Genomic DNA, 24218 nt, shown 5'->3' on the forward strand with positions numbered 1-24218 from the left:
GTTGGGTAAGGAGTGGTTCAGCGCAGCTCAGGGGTTTCCCACAGGTTCAGCTTCACGCCGATGCCCTGTTTGATCGCATTGCGGTACACCACCGTGCCCCACGCCACGTCCTCGACCGGCATGCCGCCGACCGACATGATGATGATCTCGTCATCGTTGCGACGGCCCTGGGCATGGCCGGCGACGATCTTGCCGATGTCTTCCAGCTCTTCGCGCTGCAGCGTGCCTTCGGCAATCATGTCCATGAACCGCACGCCAATCACCGGCACGCAATGGTGCGCAGGCTTGGGCAGTTCGTCGAACCAGGCTTCGTAAAGACCGGTGTTGTCCAGCACCTTGCGCACGTCGGCGCGCTCCATGCCCTCGTCCAGCGAGCAGGAGGCGGGCATTGCCATGAAGCAGCCCGGCTTGACCCACTCGCGCTTCACAATTGGGTAGTTCGAGGGGTCGCCTGTCTCACCGGAGCTACAATAAGTAACAAGGTCGGAATCACGGACCACCTCTTCAAGGCTGTCGACCACATTAATCGTGGTGATCTGCGGATAGGTTTGCTTCACCCAGCCCAGAAAATCATTCAGGCTTTTCTCGCCACGACCCTTGATCTTCAAGGTGTCGATATGCGGGCAAACGGCGATGAACGCGGCGAGCGTGGTCTTGCCCATCACGCCCGGGCCGAGCAGGCCGACCACTTTGGAGTCCTTGCGGGCCAGGTGGCGCGCGCCGACGCCGGGGATCGCACCGGTGCGATACGCCGACAACAGGTTGGCGGACATGTGCGCCAAGGGGGCGCCGGTGTCAGGGTCATTGAGGGTGAACATCAGGATCGAGCGTGGCAGGCCTTTCTCGCGGTTGGCGATGTTGGAGCCGTACCATTTCACCCCTGCGGTGCAGAAGTTGCCGCCCAGGTAGGCCGGCATCGCCATCATGCGGCGGTCGGCGGTGGGTTTGGGCATGTTGGGGAACGGCGAATCCTTCGGGAAAATCACCATCGCGCCATGGGAATCGTTGTTCGGCCCGGCCATGCGGTAGTCTCCGCTGTACAGAAGGCCGAACATTTCCTCCATGGTATTCACACAAGCGAGCATGTCGGTCACGCCGGCGCGGATCATGTCCTGCTCGGACAAGTAGATGAAGTCTATTCTTGCAGTAGTGGCCATTATTATTCTCGACTCAAAGAGATACCGCTGCGGTAGGCGCTGCTCCCACGCTATCGAGGTCGAGTATCGGGCTGCGTGGGTCGGCGGTATTGTAAATTTCGGACATCACGGTTCGGCGCACAGCCAGGAGTTGGCGCGATAAGTGCGTGAATATTCCCGCCTATTTCCCTGGTAAGGTCCGGTCATGCTCAACCTGTGTTCACCGCCCGTACGGCGGCACACCGCTTATGAACAACCGTGGTTCGTGCTCAACTCATCGCGGTATTCGGTAGTGCCTTGCGAACACCCGGCGATTTCGCATTTCTACGCCTTCGACGTCGCCCACTCGGCTGACCTGCTGGCGGTGCCGGATGGCTGCGTGGACATCGTGTTCGACTGCGATGCCATGCGCCCCAGCGTGAAGATCTGCGGTACGCCGCTGCAAGCCCAGCGGGTCGAACTGCTGCAGGGCCATCATTACTTTGGTGTACGCTTTGCGCCGGGGGTCATTCCAGGTTTCATCAATGTCATGGCCGAGGACCTGACCGAACAGGAATGGGACCTGCTGCAAGTGTCGGCATTTGCCCAGAGCATTTTCGAGAACATCGTCAATGCCCCGCTGCTGCAGGACCAGATCAAGCTGTTCAACGACTACCTGGCCCCGCGCCTGATGGGCCGCACCTCGAAGCTGACCGCCATCGTTATCCAGCAGGCGCTGGCCCATCGCGGCGACCTGCGCATCCAGCACCTGGAAGACCTCAGTGGCTACACCAGCCGCACGATTCATCGCCAGTTCAGCCAGGACACCGGCGTGTCGCCCAAGACTTTCTTCCGCATCATTCGCTGCCAGGCCGCCCTGGACACGCTGAACAACCAGCGCGACGTGTCGTTCTCGGACCTGGCGCTGGACCTGGGCTTTTCCGATCAATCGCACTTCCTGCGCGACTTCAAGAAGCTCGTCAGCACCACGCCCTGCGAGTACCAGCGCAAAATGCTGCAGAACGCCTACAACGAGCGCATCCGTTTCGCCTGAAACCCTGCCCTTCCCCGCTGCACGTTGTTTGCGGCCTCCATGCGTTCTCCATGATTCCTTCACTGATCCTGCACGCTTGCCAGGCATCATCGGCACCCGCTGAAATACCCAATGCGCTCCACAGGTGCCCCATGCCCTCCGTCACACCACCGATCCTTATCGTAGCCAGTGAAAAACTCGCCCAGCAATCCGCCAGCCAGACCCTCAAGGCCATTGCCCGGACCTACCCCGGCAAGTTGTTCGCCACCTTGTCGCTGGTCGCGCTGGAGAACGCATTACTGTTGGCCTACCCACTGTTCGCCGGCTTTGCGGTGGACTCGATCATCCGTGGCGATGCCGCCAGTGCGTTGCTGTATGCCGGCGTGGTGCTCGGGTTTTGGGTGGTGGGCGCGGCGCGCCGGGCACTGGACACGCGCACCTTCACGCGCATCTACGCAGACCTTGCCGTGCCGGTGATTCTCAACCAGCGCCTGCAACGCCACAGCACCTCCAAGGCGGCGGCGCGGGTAGTGCTGGCGCGGGACTTCGTGGATTTCTTCGAAAAGCATGTGCCGATCATCGCCACCGCGCTGGTCTCGATCATCGGCGCAGCCGGCATGCTGTTGGTGATCGAGCCGTGGGTCGGCCTGGCGTGCCTGGTGGCATTACTGCTGTGCCTCACGGTCATGCCCGGTTTTGCCCGACGCAACCAGCGTTTGCACGAGCGCCTGAACAATCGCCTGGAAAAGGAAATCGGCCTGGTCGAAGCCGTGGGTGAGCACACATTGCACCGTCACTACCACGTACTGTCGCGCCTGCGCATTCGGCTGTCGGACCGTGAAGCCGTGGCCTTCCTGTGCATCGGCGTAGTCTCGGCGCTGCTGTTCGTGGTCGCCATCAGCCAACTGGCGTTGGCGCCTGCGGTAAAAGCCGGGCATATCTACGCGGTGATGACCTACCTGTGGACCTTCGTCAGTTGCCTGGATGAGGCGCCGTCGATGATCGACCAACTGGCGCGCCTCAAGGACATCGGCAAGCGCGTGGACCCGGGACTGGCTTGAGCGCCTGACCAATAACTCAGGCCGAATCCGATCCAAATGTGGGAGGGGGCTTGCTCCCGATGGCGGCGGGTCAGTTGAGACTTCTTGGGCTGACACACTGCTATCGGGAGCAAGCCCCCTCCCACACTTGATCGGCTGTGTGTCAGTCAGCATTTTTTCAATGGCACTGGCGCAGCACTTCACCTTCTGCCACTGACACAACGCAGGCAAAAATGTGGGAGGGGGCTTGCTCCCGATGGCGGCGGGTCAGTTGAGACTTCTTGGGCTGATACACCGCTATCGGGAGCAAGCCCCCTCCCACACTTGATCGGCTGTGTGTCAGTCGGCATTTTTTCAATAGCTCTGGCGCAGCATTTCACGGTCAGCTACTGACACAGCACAGTCAAAATGTGGGAGGGGGCTTGCTCCCGATGGCGGCGGGTCAGGTGTATTTCTTTGGCTGACATCCCGCTATCGGGAGCAAGCCCCCTCCCACACTTGATCGGCTGTGTGTCAGTCAGCATTTTTTCAATAGCTATGGCGCAGCATTTCACCTTCTGCCACTGACACAACGCAGGCAAAAATGTGGGAGGGGGCTTGCTCCCGATGGCGGCGGGTCAGGTGAATTTCTTTGGCTGACATCCCGCTATCGGGAGCAAGCCCCCTCCCACACTTGATCGGCTGTGTGTCAGTCGGCATTTTTTCAATAGCTATGGCGCAGCATTTCACGGTCAGCTACTGACACAGCACAGTCAAAATGTGGGAGGGGGCTTGCTCCCGATGGCGGCGGGTCAGTTGAGACTTCTTGGGCTGACACACTGCTATCGGGAGCAAGCCCCCTCCCACACTTGGACTGTAGTGCATCGGATCTGTACCGATGGCCGGGCAACACTTCAGTTCGAGGCCCGGCGCGTTTCGGAGGGCGACTCGCCAAACAGCTCGCGGTAATGCGTTGCGAAGTGGCTCAGGTGGAAAAAGCCCATGGCCACGGCAATCTCGCCGACGTTCTTCTCGCTCGCCGACGTCGCGATCAACTGCCGCCGTACTGCGTTGAGGCGCAGGTTGCGCAGGTACTCGACCGGGCGCATGTCGGTCACCGCCTGGAAACTGTTCTGCAGGGTGCGGCGGCTCACGCGCAGTTGCTCGCACAGATCCAGGATGCTCAACGGCGTATCGCCGCTGGCGATGATCAGCTCCTGGCTACGCCGGACCAGGTACGCGCTGACCGCGAAATTGCCGCGGCGGCCGCGCACTTCATCGCCGGCGTGGCTGAACAGATCGAGAAACGCCCCGAGCAGTTCATCTTCCAGCATCTTCTCCGAGGCCGGGCTGATGGCGTGCGCATGTTCCAGAAAGTGACGAAACAGTGGGTGGATGCGCTGACGAATGCGCAGCAGTAACGCTTCATCCACGCTGAGCGCCGACACGCTGGTCAGACGCTTGAGCTGCTCGGCGGACAACTCGAACGCCGCCAGTTTGGCAAAGCGCACCGCATCGACGTTGAGCGAAAAAAAATGCGTGCCCTGGGGCGCATGCAGCACGAACTCCTCGGCATCGCGCAGCAGCACCACACTCTGCGCACTCACCTGCTGGCCCTGCACCACCGGCGGGCTGCCCAGCGACATCGCCGCGCACAGGCGGCCCTTGGGCGAGCGGCCATGCTGCACGACGCGCTTGTCGAGCACCTCCTGGAAAATCTGAAAACGATCCCCGGACAGCTGGCGCAGCTCGCTGTTCAGGCAGCCGCGACCGAGCTGGTCGTAGACCTGCTGCCAGCCCTGGATAGAGCCGGCGTGCTGTTGGGAGTCATTGAAGGTGCGCACTTCGGCAAGCATAAGTGTCATTCCTCGGCGGCCTGAAGCGGGGTTCAGTCGTCCGTGACGGCAGCGGACGTTGGCGCAGGCGCGATGCCGGCGTGAAAATCCAAAGCCAGTTCCGTGCCAAGCATGTGCAAACGATACGCTCCCGGTTCTATCGCCAGCGGCGCCAGCAACGCACCGGACAACACCACCTGCCCGGCCTCCACCGGATGACCATCAGCCAACAGGCGTCGCACCAGCCAGCACAGGTTGAACAACGGGCTGTCCTCCCGCGCCTGGGTGTCGCCGCTGCCCAGCAAGATGCCCCCGTGCTCCAGCCGATAGGCCACGCAGGCATGCCGCGTCGCGTCGAACGGCACGCGCGCGCCCACACAGTAAAGGCCTGCGGCGGCGTTATCGGCCAGAAATGCGCCAAGCCCGAACTGCCAGCCTTGCCAGCGGCAGTCGGCGATCTCGAACGCTGGCGCCACCTCGGCAATCGCCGCCAGAATCTGCGCATCGCTGTAGTCACCCGGCGCCAGCGTCTGCCCGAACACCAGGGCCAGTTCCACTTCCAGCTTGGGCTGGATCAGCCGCCCGCACGCCACCGCACTGCCCGGCGCCACCGCCATGGCCTGGGTAAGCGCGCCGTACACCGGCTCATCGAGACCAAAGCGCGCCTGCGCGGCGCGGCCGGCAAACGCCACTTTCCAGCCGCTCAAGCGCTCGCCGCCTGCCGTGCGTTGTGCCAGGCCCTGGCGCAGCAGCGTGTAGCCTTGCTGCTTGTCGAGCGCCTCGGCCGGCAACGGCGCAATGGCCTGCACAGCGTGCGCGGCCTGCTGCAAGTGCGCGAGCACAGCGTTAACGCCGCTCATGACAGTTGCTCCGCCAGTTTGCGCAGTACGCCGTCGAGTCGCTCAGGCGTAGTGATGGCGGCGACAAAACGGTCCGGACGCACCACCACGATGCAATCACGCACCCTGGAGAACCATTCACCCAGGCGGTTATCCACGTCCTCCACACTCAGGGCGTCGCTGGCGGTCAACGGCTGGTTGCGTCCCACACCGCTGCGCGAACGATTGACCTGAATGAAACGCGTGCCCCACCCGGCCCAATACTCGGCCATGGCAGCGCTCAAGTGCTCACCCGGGTTCACCCGATACCCGAGCACCGCATAGCCATCGCCGAGCATTTCGTCGAGGCGTCGGCGCTGGCCCTGGGCATCTTCTATGGACGGCTGGATAAACAACTGGCCGACCAGGTCGTCCTCGCGCAACTCGGCGCGCTCGTGGTGGACCAGGCCTTTGGTGATGGTGGCCTTGGGTTTGAACTTGAACTCCAGCAAATGCGAACGCAGGTTGTCGACGCTGTTGACCGCCTGGAACAGCCAGTCGCGCACCCCGGCCATCAGCGGGTTGGTCAAGCCGAGGACGGCGCCCATGTTGTCGGCCAGAGCCACCAGTTCGGTCGCGTGGCCACGGCGCTCCTGATCGTAACTTCCAAGGATCGACGGTGCCGCGCGGCCCTGGATGATCGCCGCGAGTTTCCACGCCACATTGGCCACGTCGCGCAGGCCGGAGTTGAGGCCCTGCCCGGCCCAGGGCGGGGAGATATGCGCCGCATCGCCGACCAGCGCCACACGGCCTTCGACAAAGCGCGCCGCGACCCGCGAGTGGTGGGTGTAGGCGCGAATACGGATGATATCGAGGTCGTTGACCGCATCGCCGATGTGCCCGTGGATCAGCCGGCGAATGGTCGCCTCTTCGCACATCTTCGCCTCGTCCTCGCCCTCCATCAGCATGAATTCCCAGCGTCGCTGCTGGTAAGGCAGGTAGATGCACACGAAGGGCCGCTGCGGGTCGGCATGCAGTGCGGTGAACGGCGCATCGAGGGTATCGTTGGCGGTGTCGACCACCACCCATTTGCGCGGGTGGGTCAGCCCGAGCAGCTCGATGCCCAGTTGTTTGCGCACCGTGGAGCGCCCGCCGTCGGCACCGATCACGTAGTCGGCCTGCAACGCATAAACGTCGCCGTCGGCACCGCGCACCTGCAGGGTCACGCCCTCCCCGTCCTGGGCCAGCTTGAGCAGTTCGTGGCCCTGGCGCAGCTCGACGCCAGCGTGCCGGCCCAGGTGTTCACGCAGGGTGCCTTCGAGCAACTGCTGCATGAAGATGTTGCGCATCGGCCAGCCGTAATGCGCGGTACTCGGCTTGACCTCGGCAAAGCACACGCCGCGCGCGTTGTAATAGCGCAGCGGCACGTCGCAGATCATGTCGCGCACAGCCAGGTCGGCCATGCCGATGCCCTGCAACACGCGCAACGCTTCGTCGTCCATGCCCACGGCGCGGGGATACGGCAGGATGCCGTCGGCCAGTTCGAGGACCACGCAGTCGATGCCGTACACCCCCATGTAATGCGCCGCCGTGATCCCGTTGGGGCCACCGCCGACGATGACCACCTGGGTCTTCTCCTGCTTCATCGCTATTCACCGCTGTTCTTGTTGTGGTTGGGGTCCGCCAGCGCTCACGCCTGCGCCGTTATCAATGCAGCCCGTCAAGGCCCTTGACGTCTTCGGCGCGCAGGCCGCCCAGCCGTGCATGCAGACGCCCACGGGTGGCGAAGGCCCAGATCACCACCAGCTCATCCGGCGAAGGTCCGTCGCCGAACGTTATGGAAAAACTGTCGTAGTGCGAACGCACGTACAGCGCGTCCTTGTGCGCCAGCGGCACGTCGATGGTCGAACCCGGGCCACCGCGCTTGCCGGTGGACGGCACCCACGACTTGCCGCCGCCCAGCGCCACACGAATCGGGTCGGCCGCCGGGTTGGTCAGAAACGCGTTGCCGTGCTCGTACTCGCCGGCGCTGCCCACCAGGATAGCCTTGCCATAGCTTTCAATCCGGCGTGAACCGGCAAGTGCCAGGATGCGCCGGCCGAACTCTTCACCCAGCAGCGGCGACGGCTCGATCAATTGCGAAAGGTCTTCACTGTAGCGGCCAGCATAGGGGTTGGCGATCACGGCGGCCACGGCGTATTTGAACACCGGCTCGCCATCGGCCAGTTGGCCGGTTTCATTGGCCAGGGTTTCTTCGACGAAGCTGTACCATTTGCGAATGTGGTAGCTGGCGAAATTTGCGGTTTTCATCAGGTGAACCTCGGTTCAAATCGGGTCAAGGGGGTCAAGCGTGATATTGCGACTCGGCGCACCGGCGGCCTTGAAGCGGGCCTTGCCGCACGCATCGTCATGCTCGGTCTCGAGAAAGAATTCCATGCGATTGTCATCGGGGTCGTTGAAATACAGACCGTTGCCGATTTCATGATCGGTAATTTTCACCACCTCCACCCCCTTCTCCAGCAACATGCCGTAGAGCTGGCGCAAGGTGGTCATGTCACCGTCGATTTCCAATCCGTAGTGTTGCAGGCCCAGCCCGCCCTGATGGGCGCCAGGCTCTGCACGAATCAAGGCGATGTCGTGATGCTTGGTGCCAAACGCCATCATGACCCAGCTTTCGCCCCGGGCACTTTCGTGCATGCCCAGGATGTCGGCGTACCACCGTGCCGACACATCAGGATCACTCACAAATAGCGATAAGTGGGTCCGAAGGATTTTGACTTTCATCACCGGTTACCTCAGTTCTTCTTGACGATGGATTGATGCCCGGCCTTGATCTGCGCCACGGCAGGCGTCCACAGCACATCGGCGATCTCGCTGAACTCGCGCCAGTGCTTCTGCCAGCCGTCACCGCCGTTGTCGGACGTGAACAAGTGCCCGTACTTGGTGCCGGCGACGATCTGGTGCGGGTTGGCCGGGTTGAAGGCAATCGCCCAGACGCAGGAATTGGGCTGCTGCGGCAGCGGCAATACTTCCCAGCTGACGGCGGCATCGCGGGAGATCAGGACCTTGCTGGTGGTGCCCGGCGTACCGTCGGAAATGCTCAGGTACAGCGTGTCCTCGCTGCCCGGCGGCGCGTTCATGGCGCGCAGGTAGTACAGGCCGAAGGCTTCGCGGCCGACGATGCCGGTCCAGGTCAGGCCTTCATCGACGCTGCGGTACACCGCGTTGACGCACACCACCACGATGACCTTGTGGCCATGGTTGGGCAGTACCACGATGTTGTGGATGTCCGAGTTGAAGTCCCACAGCAGGCGGTCATCGATACGGGTCCAGCTGTCGCCGCCGTCGCGGGAGTGGAACAGGCCACCCTCCTCCAGGCCGAACCACACCTGGTTGCGGTCGGTGGGGTCATAGGCGAAGGCCAGCAGTCGCGGGCGACTGACGCCGTCGCAGAATTCCGGAATTTCCACCGGTGCGCGGTCCCAGCTCGCGCCGCCGTCCAGGGTGCGCCACAGCACGGCGCGCGAGGGCGCACCGGTGCCGACAAAAATCCGCTGGGCGTCCTGCGGGTCCACCGCCACCTTCCACACGGTCTGGCCATTGAACGGTGAATCGACCTGCTGCCAGCGCCCGCCGGTGTCATGGCTGACGCACAAGCCGATGTCGGTGCCGGCGTAGATCACCTCGGGCGTGCCGGGGTGCATGCTCAACGAGCGGGTGATCGCATCGAATTCCAGGTCCTGCCCCAGGCCCAGGCGGTGCCAGGTCTTGCCATCGTCGGCGCTGCGGATCACCGCCTGGCCGACGGTGGCGACTAAAAGGGTGCCGTTACTCATCGCATTTGCTCCTCAGATGAAGATGCCACGGGTCAGGCCGCCGTCGATGCCGATGGATTCACCGGTCACCGCGCCTGCCTTGGGAGACGCCAGGAAGCCGATCAGCCAGCCCATTTCAATCGGGGCCAGGGTGCGGCGAATCGGCGTCGCGTCAATGTAGCCTTGCTCGACCTGCTCCGGGGTCTTGCCCTGCTTGATCCCTTCGCGCTCGTACAGCTCGTGGATGTGCGGAGTGTCCACCACGCCCGGATGGATCAGGTTGACAGTGATGCCGAAGGCGCCCAACTGGTCGGACAGGGTCTTGGTCATGTGCGCGATGGCCAGGTTGCGCATGCCTGACAGCACCTTGCTGCTGCGTCCGGTGAGGCCGCCGATATTGATGATGCGTCCGAAACCGCCGGCCTTCATGTGCGGGGTCACCGCCTTGGCGCAGCGGAAGTAGCCGATCACCTTGGTGTTGAGGTCCGACAGCAGCTCGTCGTCGCCGGCGTGCTCGATGTCATTGCGCACCACGCCGGAGGGCGCCGCCGCGCCGTTGACGAGAATGTCGATACGGCCGAAGTGCTTGTGCGCCGCTTCGACCATGTCCGACACCGCCGACATCTGGTTGGTATCGCAGTACAGCGGCAGTACTTCGTTGCCAGTCTGCGCGGTGATCTCGGCAGCTGCCTGCTCGAGGAACTCCATGCGCCGCGCGCAGATCACCACCTTGCAGCCTTCCTCGGAAAGAAACCGCGCGACTTCCTTGCCGATGCCCATGCCGCCGCCAGTGACGATTGCCACGCGGCCTTTCAATTCCAGATCCATTGCCATTTCCTCTTGTGATTATTCGTTTCAGGCCAGATCGACAAAGACGCTTTTGGTCTCGGTGTAGGCGTCGATCACGTTCTTGCCCATTTCCCGGCCCCAGCCGGATTGCTTGTAGCCGCCGAACGGCGAGGCCGGATCGACCACGTTCCAGCAATTGATCCACACCGAGCCGGCCTTGAGCTGCGCGGCTACGCGGTGCGCCGAGCGCAGGTCGCGGGTCCACAGGCCGGCGGCGAGGCCATAGGGCGAATCGTTGGCGCGCAGCACCAGCTCGTCGATCTCGCTCCAACTCATCACCGTCAGCACCGGGCCGAAGATTTCTTCGCGGGCCACGCAGGCCCGCTCGGCGCGGTCAAGGAAGATGCTCGGCTCAATGAAGTGGCCGCGCTCAAGGTGAGCGGGACGACCGCCGCCGCAGATCAGCTCGGCGCCCTCTTCCTGGCCGCGCTGCAGGTAGCCCTTGACCGTGTTCAACTGCCGACCGGACACCAGCGGGCCCATGGTGCTGGCCGGGTCCAGGCCGTTGCCGAGCACATGGGCGGCGGCATGGCGCTGCAGTTCTTCAAGCACCTGGTCGAGCACGCTGGCGTGCACATACAGGCGTGAACCGGCGGTGCACACCTGGCCCTGGTTGTAGAAAATGCCATCGGCGGCACCCTTGGCGGCGCGCACGATGTCGGCGTCGGGCAGGATGATGTTCGGCGACTTGCCGCCCAGTTCCAGCGAAACCTTCTTCATGTTGCCGGTGGCCACCTGGGCGATCAGCCGACCGACCTGGGTGGAGCCGGTGAAGGCGATCTTGTCCACGTCCGGGTGCTGCGCCAGCGGCGCGCCGGTGTCGGCACCCAGGCCGGTGATCAGGTTGACCACCCCCGCCGGAAAGCCTGCGGCCTCGATCAACTGCACCAGACGGATCGCCACCAGCGGCGTCTGCTCGGCAGGTTTGAGTATTGCTACACAGCCGGTGGCCAGCGCCGGGCCGAGCTTCCATACGCACATGGTCAGCGGGAAGTTCCACGGCACGATCAGTGCGCACACGCCCACCGGCTCGCGCAGGGTGTAATTGAGCATCGGCGCGCCACTGGCCGGCGATACCGGCAGCGTGCTGCCTTCGATCTTGGTCGGCCAGCCGGCGAAGTAGCGAATGATGTTCGCCGCGCTGGCCGCTTCGCCCCGCGCGTTGGCGATGGGCTTGCCGTTTTCCAGGGTGATCAGCTGCGCCAGTTCCTCGCGGTGCTGGTCCAGCAGGTCGGCCAGGTGCGACAGCAACAGGCCGCGCCGCGCAGGTGACTGCAAGGCCCAGGTGCCGGTAAAGGCAGCGCGGGCGGCCGCGACCGCTGCGTTCACATCACGCTCGTCGCCTTGGGCGACTTCGGTGAGGGTCTGCTCGGTGGCCGGGTTTTCCACGGCAAAGCGACGACCGCTGGCGGCGTCCTGCCAGCTGCCGCCGATGAACAGGCGACCGGGCTGGGCGAGGAACGTCTGGACGGCGGGTAACAAGTGGAACGTGTTCATGGTCGGCTCCTTCACAGCGCCATTTCGATCAGGCAAGGCCCGGCGTCGGCGGCGGCGTTGGCCAGCGCCCGTTGCAGTTCGGCATTGGTGTACACGGTGCAGGACGGCACGCCGTAGCCGGTGGCCAGGGCCTTCCAGTCAATGCGCGGGCTGTCGAGCACGGTCAGCTTGAGTGCCTGCGGGTCGAGTTCGGTCATGCCGAAGCGGCGCAGTTCGTTCTGCAGGATCGCGTAGCGATGGTTGGCAGCGATCAGGATCACCACCGGCAGTTGCTCGCGGGCGATGCTCCACAGGGTCTGGATGGTGTACTGGGCGCTGCCGTCCGATTGCAGGCAGAACACCCGGTTGCCGCGCTCGGCCAGTGCAGCGCCGAACCCCACCGGAATGCCCTGGCCGATGGCGCCGCCGGTATTGGTCAACACGCGGTGGCGGGCAGCGCCGGCTGAGGCGGTGAAAAACGGATAGCCGCAGGTGCCGCCTTCCACCGAGACAATGCAGTCGTGGGGCAGCGCGGCAGCCAGCAGTTGCCCGACCGATTGCGCGCTCAATGCCGCTTCGCCCGGCGGCAGCTCGATGTGCTGAGGCGTGGGGACATAAGCCGGCGCATTCAGCGCGTCGGCCAGCGCAGTCAGTGCACCGGCCACGTCATCGCCGACCTCGGCCAGCGACAGCAGGCGCTCGCGCTCGGCCAGCCGCGACGGAATGCCTTCGTAGCCAAAGTAACTGATGGGCTCCAGCACACCGGCGCACACCACCTTGTCGTATTGCTCGAGAATCTCGATGGCCACTTCCGGGAAGTACGGCAGGCGGTCCAGGTCGGGCAAGCCGCCGCCGCGATAGCTCAGGCGCGGGAAGGTTTCGGCGAACAGCCGCACGCCGGGCAGTTGCGCCAGGCGCCCCGCCGCTTCCAGGCCGGCCACCGACAGGCCCTGGTCGCCGACGATAAACACCAGCCGCTGGCCATCGCGAAGGGCCTGGGCCACCGCTTCGATGCGGTCGCCGGCAAAGCGTCGCACTGGCGCACGCAGCGGGCTGAACTGGCCGTGATGGGTGACTGGATTGGATTGCAGATCCATCGGCAGGATCAGGCTGGCGATCTGGCCCTTGGCTTGCCAGGCAGCGCGCATGGCTTCCTGCAGGTCTTCACCGACACCGGAGGCGGTGCGCGAGGTGCGCACCCAGCTGGACACCGTGCCGGCCAGGGCCTGGATGTCGCTGGCCAGCGGCGGATCGTAATTGACGTGCCAGGACGCGTGGTCACCGATCACGTTGACGATGGGCGTATTGGCGCGCCGTGCGTTGTGCAGGTTGGCAATGCCGTTGGCGAAGCCCGGGCCCAGGTGCGTGAGGGTCATCGCCGGTTTGCCGGCGATGCGGCCATAGCCATCGGCGGCACCGGTGCACACCCCTTCGAACAGCGACAGCACAGGCTTCAGGGCAGGTGCACTGGCCATGGCCGCCACCAGCGGAATCTCGGTGGTGCCCGGGTTGGCAAAGCAGTACTCGATACCGCTTGCCGCTGCCGCATTCACTATCAGTTGCGCGCCATTCATTGTCTGCCCTCTCGGTTGAGCGTTTTCTTTGGTGAGATTTATCACACACAAAAACATACCAAACAAGCATTTTTTACTTTTTATCTCTTAATTTGAGATTTATGCAATAATAAATCCTTCGACTATCTGTGGGAGTGCACCGTGGGATTTCCCACCTTGGATCCCTGGTGTTTTCGCCTATAGTGCTTACCCGCGAGCCATCCCTTCTCTAGGAACGAAATGAGCAGCCTGAGTAAATTGCTGAGTGTGCTGGACCTGTTCGGTCCGGCGACGTTAAAGATCGACCCGGAGACGATTGCCGAGCGCATGGGCCTGTCGCGCGCCACCGCGTATCGCTACGTCAAGGAGTTGTGCGAGGCCGGCCTGCTGACCCGCGTGGACGCCGGCCACTACGGCCTGGGGCCGCGCGTGATCGAGCTGGACTGGATGATGCGCCAGTACGACCCCATCCTCCTGGCGGGGCGCGAGCTGATGCACGAACTGTCGGCGCAGACCGGCCTGGCCGTGTTCGCCAGCGTTTTCTACGACGGACGCATCATCAACACCTACATTGCCGAACCCACCGACACCTACCACTTCTCTTTCGGCCGTGGGCACCCGCTGCCGTTTTTTCGCGGTGCGCAATCCAAGGTGCTGATCGCCTTCCAGAAAGGCCGCCGCCTGCAACGCCTGTTCGAAGACCACCTGGCTGGCGACCCGGACAGCCCCTACGACTGGGCGAGCTTTGCCAAGGCCACGAAAAAGATCCGCAAGGACGGCTACTGCATGACCCACGATGAACTCAACCTGGGCCTGACCGGCATCGCCGCGCCGATCATCCAGCCGGATATCGACGAAGTGATCGGCAGCTTGTCGGCCGTGGGCAGCACCCAGAGCTTCAAGCTGCTGCGTCAGGAGACCGTGATTGAAATGGTGATGGACACCACACGGCGCATTGCCGACAACCTGCGCAACCCGTCGCCGTCAGGCGCGGCGGACGCCTGAGTCAGAGTCGTCAGAACGGCACGGCGACGGTCAGCTGGCTGTAAACGTTGGTGCCGTTGCCCCCGACCTGATTGCCGCCGGTAGTGGCGTCCTGCTTGGGCTTATAGAGGCCGATCAGCGGCGTGATGATCAGGTGCGGGTTGACGGCCCATTCGGCATACACATCCAGCTCGCGCGCATCGAGGTTCAGCGCGTTGCTTTTGCGTACGGTGTCGAAGTCGAAGTACAGCGCGCCCAGAGTCAGGTTTTCCAGGGGCGTGGCCTTGAGCGCCACATGCTGGATGCTGGTGTTGCTGTTGAACGGCCCCGTGTAGTTGCCGGCGACTTCCCCCTGCAGCCAGGTGCCGTAGCCGCCGCTCACGCCGGTGAACAGCGAATCCCATTTCTGCGAGTAGCGTGTGTAGCGGTAGCTGACCTTCGGCGTCCAGGCGACGTCGGCAAAGGTGTAGCCGGCTTCGCCGTACCAGGCTTTTTCGGGGCCGCTGTCCTTGTCCTGCCAGGCGTATTCGAACGCCAGGCTGACGTTGGGCAGGCCGGCATCGCCTTCGCCGCGCACGCTGTACACGTTCATGCCCTTGCGCTGGCGCTGCAGATCAGTGGCCCAGCGCTCGTTCACATCGATGCCGTGCACCCAGGTCAGGCCCAGGGTGCCGGGTTTGGCGGTGTAATCAAGGGTGCCGGCGGCCACTTCGGTTTCTGCCTGGGCGCGGTTGTCGGACTTGAGCCACAGCAGGCTGCCATGCAGGCCATCCTTGCCGCCCAGGCGCAGCAACGCGGTCTGATCGAAGGCATGCCGCGCGGCTAGATAATACGCACCGCCACGGTTCATGCTGCCATTGGCCGGGCCCTTGCCCAGGTTGGGCCCGTCGTCGTTGACCAGAAAACCACTGCCAAGCTTGACCACCTGGCGCCCGCCGGAAAGGTCCACGCCGTCCTTGCCCAGAGCCGGGAACAGATCGCCGGAGCGCCAACCCAGGTAAGCATCTTCGATCTTGGTGGTGCGCTCGGAGCCCAGGGTATTGCCGGCCGGATCGCCCTCGCCCCAGGTCGCCGAGCTGACCAGCGCGAAGGCGCCGTAGGCGGTGCCGTTGCCCGCCAGCGTCTGGTCGCCGCTCAGGCCGTATTTGATATAGCCTTCGCGCCAGCTCGAACCACCCGGCGTGCCGTCGTAGTTCTTGCGGCTGTTGAACAGGCCGAACACGGCGGTCATGTCGGCATTCAGGTGCCGGCTGTCGTCGCTGTACAGCTCATAGGCCTGGGCCTGGCTGATGGCGCAGAGCGTCAAGCCACAGGCGAGCGTGCCGCAGAGAAATGAAGCGGATGAATGACGCATGGTCGAAGCTCCTTGGGGTTATTCAGCAGCGCGTTTATTGACGAACAACAATTGCTGGCCGGTGAATTCCAGCAGTCCCTCAAGGCCGAACTCGACGCCGAAGCCGGACATCTTGCTGCCGCCGAACGGCGTGTTCGGCTGGATACGCGCATGGCAGTTGACCCACGCCACGCCGCTTTCCAGGCGGCTGGCCAGGGCCTGCGCCTGCTCGCTGTCCGGCCCCCAGACCGAGCCTCCAAGGCCCATGTCGCCAGCATTGGCGCGGCGCAGTACGTCTTCCACATCCTCATAAGCGATCAGCGGCAATACCGGGCCAAACTGCTCTTCGTCCACCAGACGATGGCCGTCGGTGACGTCCGCGACCAGCGTCGGCGGGTAAAAAAACCCTGGCCGGTCCAGCCGTGCGCCGCCGCACAACACCCGTGCACCCTGGGCGCGCGCATCGGCAACCAGCGCCTGCACCAACTCCAGTTGATCGAGGTTCTGCACCGGGCCGAAATTAACGCCCGGCTCCAGGCCATCACCGACCACCTGGCGCTCGGCAATCTGCGTCAGCGCCTCGGCAAACGCCTGGTACTGGGACTGGTGAACGTACAGGCGCTTGAGCGCGGCGCAGGTCTGGCCCATGTTGAGGAAGGCGGCCTGGAAGATCTCTTCGGCCACCTCGTGCACGGGCGTGCCGGGCAATACGATTGCCGCGTCGTTGCCGCCCAGCTCCAGGGTCAGGCGCTTGAGGTTGACGGCGCCGCCGCGCATCACGCTCTGGCCGGTGGCGGTGGAACCGGTGAACACGATCTTCTGGATGCCCGGGTGCGCGGTGATCGCGCTGCCGAACCCCTGCTCGCCGGTCACGCAGTTGATCACGCCATGGGGAACGTGCCGCGCGATGATCTCCACCAGGCGCAGGGTGCTCAACGGCGTCAGGCTCGACGGCTTGCTGATCACGCAGTTGCCCGCGCGCAGCGCCGGCATGATGTGCCACACGGCAATCATGAACGGCCAGTTCCACGGTGTGATCGACGCCACCACGCCCAGCGGCTTGCGGTGCAGCTCGACGCGCTGGGTCGGGGTCTCTTCCACCAGTTCCACGGCGATTTCCTGCCCGGCGGCATAGCGCGTCCAGGCAGCGGCGCCCATGACCTCGGAAAACGCCAGTTCCAGCGGTTTGCCCTGTTCCATCACGATCAGCCGGGCGAGTGCGTCGGCGTCCTGTTCGATGTCATTGGCAATCGCGTTCAGATGCTCGCAACGCCGTTCATGGGCGCTGTGGCGCCAGGTCTTGAACGCGGCCTGGGCGGCGGCCACCGCCGCGTCCAGTTGGCCCAGCGAGCCGGCCGGGCATTGCGCGAAGGCGCTGCCGGTGGCCGGATTGATCACGTCGAACTGACCGTTTTCACCGGCAACCTGAACACCGTTGATGAGCATCTTGTAAGCGTGCATGTGCAATTTCCTTTAACGCAGATGAGGCCTGCCGGACACCGGCAGGCGATCAATTCACAGTGGGGATGGCGCGAGCGAGGCCTTAGAGCTTGTGGCTGCCCAAGGCCAGGAAGCGCTGCGGTGCTACCTTGCGCAGGCGCGCGGCGAGGTAAAGGCCGCCCAGCAGCGCAGCGGGAATCACCGCACACAGGCTGTAGGACAGGAGCTGGCTGGCACCGGTGAGCACATCGAAATGCGCCACCGCCAGCACCAGCACGCAGAGCAAAGCCACGCACGAAAACACCGGCAAAATGCGCCCGCGCAGCACATTGACCTTGAGCTCCGGATGCCGATGGAAATACACGCAGATGGCCACCGAGGTGATCGCCATCAGCAGGATCACGCACAGGGTCGCCAGGTTGGAGAACCAGGCGAACAGTTGCAGGATCGGATCGGCGTCCATTGCGGCAAAGATCAGCACCACCACGGCGGCGATCAGGCTCTGCAAGGCCGAGCCCATGTGCGGGCTCTGGTGCACGCGGTGGGTGGTGCCTAACAGGCTGTGCAGCAGGCCGTCACGGCCGATGGCGTAGAAATAGCGCGCCGCCGCATTATGGAACGCCAGCAGCCCGGCATAGATGCTGACGATGAACAGCACACGGATGACCTGGGTCAGGTGCGGGCCGACAAAGTGGTCGGACATGCCGTAGATCAGGGTGGTCGGGTCCTGCATGGCTTGCAGCAGCGGCACGATCTTGTCGGCGCCCACGCCCACTATCATCGACCACACCGACAGCGTGTAGAACGCGCCGATCAGCAGCACCGAACAGTAGGTGGCAATCGGGATGGTGCGCTTGGGGTCTTTGGCTTCTTCGCCGTAGATGGTGGTGGCCTCGAAGCCGATGAAGGCGGCGAAGCAGAACAGCAGGCCGATGGACGGCGTACCGCTGGTGAAGTGCTGAGGGGTGAACGAGTCGAGATTGACACCGCTGTCACCGCCGGTCTTCAGAATGGCGAAATCGAGGATGAGGATTGCCAGGTACTCGGCGACCACCACCAGCGACAGCACCTTGGCCGACAGGTCGATCTTGCGATAGCCGAGAAACGCAATGCTGGCCATCGCCATCAGCGAATAGGACCACCAGGGCAGCACCACCCCCGCGACACTCTCCATGGTGCCGCTGACCACGCCGCCGAACATGCCATACAGCGCGATCTGCAGAATGTTGTAGGCAAACATCGCCAGCACCGCCGCCGAGCCGCCGGCCAGGCCACCCAGGCCACGGGAGGTGAACGCATAGAAACCGCCGGCGTTGGTGACGTGGCGCGACATGGTGGTGTAACCCACCGAAAACGCCAACAGCACCAGCAATGCCAGAATCAGCAAGGCCGGGGTGCCGGCACCGTTGCCCAGCATGATGCCGATGGGAAAGCCACCGGCGATGACGCTGAGCGGGCTTGCCGCCGAAATCACGAAGAAAATGATAAAGCCGACACCCAGGGCGCCACGCTTGAGCTCCGTGGAACTGTTGACCGGTAGAGATACGCTCATGTTGTTGACCTTATTGTATGAGGCAGTCGCTGTGGGGTGGCCCCGATCCAGGCGCAATCGGTGCCGGGTAGCGCTTTTATTGTTGAGGTTGCACGCTGGTTTCGATGCTATGCCCGCCTGTGAACACCTCGCTATCCCAAATCGGTAACATCGCGGGCCGCGCCCCAAAACAGGTCAATGCCACGGCACTCCCCGCCGATTCGGGATAGCGGTGCGGGTTCGACGCCGCGCATGCTAGGGTCAGCCCCCCTTTGCCTGCCTGAACCTGGAGTGACTCATGTCAGCCATTCAATCATCGAGCCCGGCCCATGTCGTCTAAGCGTCGCTGGTTGATCCTGGCGATTATTTCCAGCGCGTTGCTGCTGATCGTCATCGACATGACGGTGTTATACACCGCGCTGCCCACCCTGACCCGCGAGCTCGGCGCGAGCGCCTCGCAGAAGCTGTGGATCATCAATATCTACGCACTGATCGCCGCCGGCCTGCTGCTGGGCATGGGCACGCTGGGCGATCGCTTGGGGCATAAACGCCTGTTTATCGGCGGGCTGAGCGTGTTCGGGGTGTTCTCGCTGATTGCGGCCTTCTCGCCATCGGCCAACGTGTTGATCGGCGCCCGGGGTTTTCTGGCGGTCGGCGCGGCCATGATGATGCCTGCCACCCTGGCGCTGATCCGCTTGACGTTCAACGACGAACGCGAACAGGTCATGGCGTTTGGCATCTGGGCGTCAGTGGCCTCCGGTGGCGCAGCGCTGGGGCCGGTGGTCGGCGGCCTGCTGCTGGAACACTTCTGGTGGGGCTCGGTGTTTCTGATCAACGTGCCGATTGTGCTGGTGGCCTTACTGCTCGGGGTGACGCTGATTCCCGAGCATCCGGGCAATCCCCGGCGCCACTGGGACTGGCGGGGCTCGCTGCAGGTCATGGTCGGTTTGATCAGCATCGCCTATGCCGTCAAGGAGCTGGGCAAACGCTCGCCCTCCTTCGCCGCCATGCTGGTGGCGATACTGCTGGGTACGTTGTTCCTGGCGATGTTCATCCGGCGCCAGCGCCGTGCCGCACAGCCGATGCTTGAGCTGTCGCTGTTCGCCGAGCCGCTGTTCAGAAATGCGGTGATTACAGCGCTCGCTTCAGCCCTGGCGTTTATCGGCATGGAACTGGTGTTCAGCCAGCGCCTGCAACTGGTGCTGGGTATGTCGCCGCTTGCGTCGGCGCTGTTTATCCTGCCGTTGCCGCTGGGTTCCTTCGTTGCCGGGCCGCTGGCCGGCTATTACCTCTCGCGCCTGGGCAGCCGGCGCATGCTGTTCTGGACGCTGCTGCTGTCGGCCGCCGCGATGCTGGCGTATCTGTTGCTGTGCAACGCGGCGGTACCGCTGCAGATTGCCAGTCTCGCGCTGTTGGGCATGGCCATGGGCGCAGCCCTGACGGCGGCGTCCAGCACCATCATGCTCAGCGTGCCCAGCGACCAGGCCGGCATGGCTGCGTCCATCGAGGAAGTCTCGTTTGAACTGGGCGGTGCAGCCGGGGTGACACTGGCGGGCAGCCTGCTGTCGGCGATATATGCCTGGTCGACGAGCCTGACGATTCCACCCAGGCTCGGCCTGAACCCGTCGACGTTCGAGAGCCTGGACGATGCCCTGCTGGTTGCCGCAACACTGCCGAGCGACGACGCTGCGCTGCTGACGGGGCTGGCACGCGCAGCGTTCGATGCCGGTTTTATTGCCGTGCTGGCGGTGCTGACGGCCCTGTTGCTGGTAGCAGCGCTGCTGGTCAGGTTCAGTCGGCGCTGAATCGGCCGATGGAATGACATACCCAATAAGAAGTCAGTGGCCCAGGCCAACTGATAACCCACTGGCACGCTGTTCACTTGCGAGATCATCCCATGCTCGACGCGCTCTCCATCCGCATGAAAATCATCCTGCTGTCCGGCCTGTGCCTGCTGGGCGTGATCGGCCTGATCGTCGGCATGAACCTCTACCAGAGCAGCCAGAACAACCGCTTGATCAGCACCTCCAGCGGCAGGATGCTGACCGACAGCGGTGAAAACCTGCTGCAGGCCAAGGCCGCCGAGCAGGCAAGCAACCTGCAGCGGGCCTTCGGCAACAGCCTGCTGCTGATCACCGGCCTCGCCGACCAGACGACCCATTTGCGCAGCATGGCGATGCAGCGCGGGTTGCCGGCCGCAGCCTTGCGTGAGGAGCTGAACCGCAGCCTCAACACCACCTTCGAGCACAACCCCCAGGTGCTGGGGCTGTGGCTGGTGTTCGAGCCGAATGCGCTGGGGGGCGAGGACAGCGAGTTCGTCAACGACGCCGCGCGCGCCTCCAACGAAACCGGACGCTTCGCCAGCGCCTGGAACCGTGGTGCCGGCCCGGCGGTGAACATCCTGATTCCCGAAACCGACCTGCAGAAAACCGAGCTGAGCATCAGTGGCGCCCCCTATAACAGTTGGTACACCTGCCCCCGCGACACGCGGCGCACCTGCCTGATGGCGCCCTACGCCGACACCCAGGCCGGCCAGGTGCAACTGATGACTACTCTGTCGATGCCGTTGATGGCCGACGGCAAGGTCATCGGCACCCTCGGCGTGGACCTTGCCCTCGGCGCGCTGCAAGCGGCCGCCGGCGAGGCCCAGCGCACGCTGTTCAACGGTGCGGGCAGCATGCTGATTGTCTCCGACAGCGGCGTGCTCGCCGCCTACAGCAAGGACGCCGGCCAGATCGGCAAACCAGTCAGCGCCGCCCTGGGCGATGCGGGCAAGGCGCTGCTCGCGGCATTGGCGCAAAAACAACCGCAGGTGCTGGCCCAGGATGACTTGATCCGCGCGGTGTACCCGGTCGCGCCGATCCCGGACGCCGCGCCGTGGGGCGTGGTCATCGACCTGCCCAAACAGGTGTTGCTGGCCGACTCGGTGGCGCTGCAGGCGTTGCTCGACCAGACGCAGACCCGCGACACCCTCATCGCGTCGCTGGTGGCCATCGGCGCCGGGCTACTGGGCCTGCTGCTGATCTGGCTCACCGCCTCCGGTGTGACGCGCCCGATCAACAGCGTCGCGCAGATGCTCAAGGCCATCGCCAGCGGCGACGGCGACCTGACCCAGCGCCTGGATTACCGCAAGAAAGACGAACTGGGCGAACTGGTGAGTTGGTTCAACCGCTTCCTCGACAAACTGCAACCGACCATCGCGCAGATCAAGCAAAGCATCACCGACGCGCGTGGCACCGCCGACCAGTCTTCCGACATCGCGCGGCAGACCAGCGAAGGCATGCAGGTGCAGTTTCGCGAGATCGACCAGTTGGCGACCGCGTCCAATGAGATGAGCGCCACCGCCCATGAAGTCGCCCACAGCGCGTCGAACGCGGCCCAGGCGGCACGCGGGGCTGACCAGGCGTCCAGGGACGGCATCACGCTGATCGAACGCAGCACCCGCGACATCACCGCCCTGGCCAGCGAGGTCAGCAAGGCCGTCACCGAGGTCGAAGCGCTGGCGGTCAACAGCGAGCAGATCGGCTCGGTGCTGGAGGTGATCCGCAGCATTGCCGAACAGACCAACCTGCTGGCCCTGAACGCCGCCATTGAAGCGGCACGCGCCGGGGAAAGCGGCCGTGGGTTTGCGGTGGTGGCCGATGAAGTGCGCAACCTGGCCAAGCGTACCCAGGATTCGGTGGAGGAAATTCGCCTGGTGATCGAGCGCATCCAGAGCGGGACGCGGGGCGTGGTGACCACCATGCATGCCAGCCAGACGCTGGCCCAGGACAACGCCGGGCAGATCCATCAGGCCGTGCAGGCCCTGGGCAGGATCAGCGAAGCGGTGACGGTGATCAGTGACATGAACCTGCAGATCGCCAGCGCAGCGGAGGAACAGAGCGCGGTGGCCGAGGAGGTCAATCGCAACGTCGCGACCATTCGCGGCGTCACCGAGACCCTGACGGAACAGGCCGCCGAGTCAGCGCAGATCAGCAGCCAACTCAACGCCCGGGCCAATCAGCAGATGAAACTGATGGACCAGTTCCGCGTATAGCGACCGCTGTACCCATGAGGCATGGCTGTGGCGAGCGCGCTTGCCCTAATGCCGTTCAGTTAAGCGCAGATTCCCTGTGGCGAGCGGGCTTGCCCCGCGTTGGGCTGCGCAGCAGCCCTAAAGCCAGGCGCTGAGCCGTATCAGGTACACCGCGTTTTGCTCGATTGGGGGCGCTTCGCACCCCAACGCGGGGCAAGCCCGCTCGCCACAACAAGCCCGCTCGCCACAGGAATGCTGCTGTCTGAAACGTTGGGTGTTAAATCAACACGCTATTTTGTGTTTGATGAGAGGCGGCACGTGAGGTGTGCGACGGCAGCTCGGCGAACAACGCGTGATATTCAGCGGCGAAATGGCTGAGGTGGTAGAACCCCCATTGCGCCGCCGCATCGCCAATGGAGAGCTGCGCGGCGGGCGTGGACATCAGGGTGCGGCGCACGCCGTTGAGCCTGATGGACCGCAAATAATTCAGCGGCGTGGTCTCGGCCACCGCGCGAAAGCTGTTCTGCACGGTGCGCCGGCTCACCTGCAGGCGTTCGCACAGGTCGGTGACGCTGGGCACGTCGAACTGCCCGGTGGTCGCCAGGCGATGGCATTTCTCGACGATAAAACTGCGCGTGGAGCTGGGCGAGCGCTGTTGCTTGTCGCAGGACGGATCGCTCATGAGTTGCACCAGCTCGTCGAGCAGGGCCTGCTCCAGCAGGCGCGCGTGCGAATCGCGCAGCTCGCCGGCCATGGCCTGGGCGAACAGCGCGAGCAATCGGCGCCGCGCGTCGGCGAAGCGCTGGGGGGAAACCCTGATCACCGGCTGACGCAGTAACAGATTGAGGTCACTGGCCGACGCCGTGTGCGCCAGCGCCTGCTCGAACAACTCGCGCTCGAAGGTGATGGACAGCAATTGCATGCCCATCGGCATATGGAACATGAACTCCTCGCCGCCGTGCAGGAAGAACAGGCTGCTGTCGTCGACCTCCCGCCCCTGCATCCGCACCGATCCCGGCACATTGATCGGCACCGCAAAGCACATCTTGTTGCGTGGCGCCACGCCGTGCTGCACCACGCGCTGGTTGATCTGCTCGAGGAAAACGTGGCACCCGGTGGTGGTCAACTGCATCAGCGAACTCTCGGCCGAACCGGCGGTGAGCTGGCTGTAGTCCTGGTGCCACTGCTGAATGTTGGCCGCGTGCACGTGCACATCGTGAAACTGGCTGACGCTTTGATTTCTCATCATGCGCGATATTCTCCGCAATTTTTTTATTTTAAAGCCAGCTTCGTGCCAGATAGTCTCACAAAGATCAAATATTGCAATATTTCAACATTATTTCGGGCTCACAAAAAACCGCTGCGCAGCGCGCCGATGTGCCGATTCGGGATACCCGCCCCG

General features: G+C 63.8%; 19 protein-coding genes. 5 read left to right on the forward strand and 14 right to left on the reverse strand.

Annotated elements, in window-relative coordinates; all coding sequences use genetic code 11:
- Positions 1–17: 17 nt before the first annotated feature.
- A complete protein-coding gene (locus tag LUB09_RS01545) occupies positions 18–1157 on the reverse strand; it encodes a tyramine oxidase subunit B (RefSeq protein ID WP_231421378.1) in 1140 nt (379 codons plus the stop codon).
- Positions 1158–1341: 184 nt separating this feature from the next.
- On the opposite strand from LUB09_RS01545, the gene LUB09_RS01550 reads away from it, so the two are divergent.
- Positions 1342–2169 (forward strand): AraC family transcriptional regulator, encoded by an 828-nt coding sequence (locus LUB09_RS01550; protein ID WP_231421379.1) that lies wholly within the window; start codon positions 1342–1344, stop codon positions 2167–2169.
- A gap of 131 nt (positions 2170–2300) precedes the next feature.
- The gene (locus tag LUB09_RS01555) at positions 2301–3209 is read left to right on the forward strand and encodes an ABC transporter six-transmembrane domain-containing protein (RefSeq protein ID WP_209982368.1); all 909 of its coding nucleotides are present in this window, start codon (positions 2301–2303) and stop codon (positions 3207–3209) included.
- An 872-nt stretch (positions 3210–4081) separates the two neighbouring features.
- On the opposite strand, the gene LUB09_RS01560 is transcribed toward LUB09_RS01555, so the two are convergent.
- The 9 genes from LUB09_RS01560 to LUB09_RS01600 all read right to left on the reverse strand — a co-directional run bounded on the left by LUB09_RS01560 (position 4082) and on the right by LUB09_RS01600 (position 13534).
- Positions 4082–5023 carry a helix-turn-helix domain-containing protein gene (locus LUB09_RS01560; protein WP_209982370.1) on the reverse strand — a complete coding sequence of 314 codons (942 nt, stop codon included), beginning with the start codon at positions 5021–5023 and terminating at the stop codon, positions 4082–4084.
- 32 nt (positions 5024–5055) lie between these two features.
- Positions 5056–5862, reverse strand: a complete 807-nt coding sequence (locus tag LUB09_RS01565; RefSeq protein ID WP_231421380.1) for a 2-keto-4-pentenoate hydratase — start codon at positions 5860–5862, stop codon at positions 5056–5058.
- On the reverse strand, positions 5859–7466 hold the full coding sequence (locus LUB09_RS01570; protein WP_231421381.1) for a bifunctional 3-(3-hydroxy-phenyl)propionate/3-hydroxycinnamic acid hydroxylase: 1608 nt from the start codon (positions 7464–7466) through the stop codon (positions 5859–5861). The genes LUB09_RS01565 and LUB09_RS01570 overlap by 4 nt, the downstream gene beginning before the upstream one ends.
- Positions 7467–7527: 61 nt before the next feature.
- Positions 7528–8130 carry an amino acid synthesis family protein gene (locus LUB09_RS01575; protein ID WP_209982377.1) on the reverse strand — a complete coding sequence of 201 codons (603 nt, stop codon included), beginning with the start codon at positions 8128–8130 and terminating at the stop codon, positions 7528–7530.
- A gap of 15 nt (positions 8131–8145) precedes the next feature.
- The gene (locus tag LUB09_RS01580; protein ID WP_057008841.1) at positions 8146–8604 is read right to left on the reverse strand and encodes a VOC family protein; all 459 of its coding nucleotides are present in this window, start codon (positions 8602–8604) and stop codon (positions 8146–8148) included.
- 11 nt (positions 8605–8615) lie between these two features.
- The gene (locus LUB09_RS01585; RefSeq protein WP_231421383.1) at positions 8616–9656 is read right to left on the reverse strand and encodes a VPS10 domain-containing protein; all 1041 of its coding nucleotides are present in this window, start codon (positions 9654–9656) and stop codon (positions 8616–8618) included.
- Positions 9657–9668: 12 nt separating this feature from the next.
- Complete coding sequence (locus tag LUB09_RS01590; protein ID WP_209982381.1) at positions 9669–10463, reverse strand: SDR family NAD(P)-dependent oxidoreductase; 795 nt, start codon at positions 10461–10463, stop codon at positions 9669–9671.
- Positions 10464–10490: 27 nt separating this feature from the next.
- Complete coding sequence (locus tag LUB09_RS01595) at positions 10491–11981, reverse strand: aldehyde dehydrogenase family protein (RefSeq protein WP_231421384.1); 1491 nt, start codon at positions 11979–11981, stop codon at positions 10491–10493.
- 11 nt (positions 11982–11992) lie between these two features.
- On the reverse strand, positions 11993–13534 hold the full coding sequence (locus LUB09_RS01600) for an acetolactate synthase large subunit (RefSeq protein ID WP_231421385.1): 1542 nt from the start codon (positions 13532–13534) through the stop codon (positions 11993–11995).
- Between the two features lie 219 nt (positions 13535–13753).
- On the opposite strand from LUB09_RS01600, the gene LUB09_RS01605 reads away from it, so the two are divergent.
- Positions 13754–14518, forward strand: a complete 765-nt coding sequence (locus tag LUB09_RS01605) for an IclR family transcriptional regulator (protein ID WP_209982388.1) — start codon at positions 13754–13756, stop codon at positions 14516–14518.
- Positions 14519–14528: 10 nt separating this feature from the next.
- Here LUB09_RS01605 and LUB09_RS01610 read toward each other — a convergent pair whose 3' ends face one another.
- The 3 genes from LUB09_RS01610 to LUB09_RS01620 form a co-directional block, all read right to left on the reverse strand.
- On the reverse strand, positions 14529–15851 hold the full coding sequence (locus LUB09_RS01610; RefSeq protein WP_231421386.1) for an alginate export family protein: 1323 nt from the start codon (positions 15849–15851) through the stop codon (positions 14529–14531).
- A gap of 18 nt (positions 15852–15869) precedes the next feature.
- Positions 15870–17291, reverse strand: coding sequence for an aldehyde dehydrogenase family protein (locus tag LUB09_RS01615; RefSeq protein WP_231421387.1), 1422 nt, complete (start codon positions 17289–17291; stop codon positions 15870–15872).
- Between the two features lie 82 nt (positions 17292–17373).
- Positions 17374–18822 (reverse strand): APC family permease, encoded by a 1449-nt coding sequence (locus LUB09_RS01620; RefSeq protein ID WP_057008849.1) that lies wholly within the window; start codon positions 18820–18822, stop codon positions 17374–17376.
- Between the two features lie 308 nt (positions 18823–19130).
- On the opposite strand from LUB09_RS01620, the gene LUB09_RS01625 reads away from it, so the two are divergent.
- Together LUB09_RS01625 and LUB09_RS01630 are read left to right on the forward strand one after the other, a co-directional pair.
- On the forward strand, positions 19131–20606 hold the full coding sequence (locus LUB09_RS01625; RefSeq protein WP_231421388.1) for an MFS transporter: 1476 nt from the start codon (positions 19131–19133) through the stop codon (positions 20604–20606).
- Positions 20607–20698: 92 nt separating this feature from the next.
- On the forward strand, positions 20699–22837 hold the full coding sequence (locus LUB09_RS01630; protein ID WP_231421389.1) for a methyl-accepting chemotaxis protein: 2139 nt from the start codon (positions 20699–20701) through the stop codon (positions 22835–22837).
- 256 nt (positions 22838–23093) lie between these two features.
- On the opposite strand, the gene LUB09_RS01635 is transcribed toward LUB09_RS01630, so the two are convergent.
- On the reverse strand, positions 23094–24062 hold the full coding sequence (locus LUB09_RS01635; protein WP_209990378.1) for a helix-turn-helix domain-containing protein: 969 nt from the start codon (positions 24060–24062) through the stop codon (positions 23094–23096).
- Positions 24063–24218 lie beyond the last annotated feature (156 nt).

Origin of the sequence: Pseudomonas sp. Leaf59 (assembly GCF_920984685.1) — a bacterium.
Classification (GTDB): domain Bacteria; phylum Pseudomonadota; class Gammaproteobacteria; order Pseudomonadales; family Pseudomonadaceae; genus Aquipseudomonas.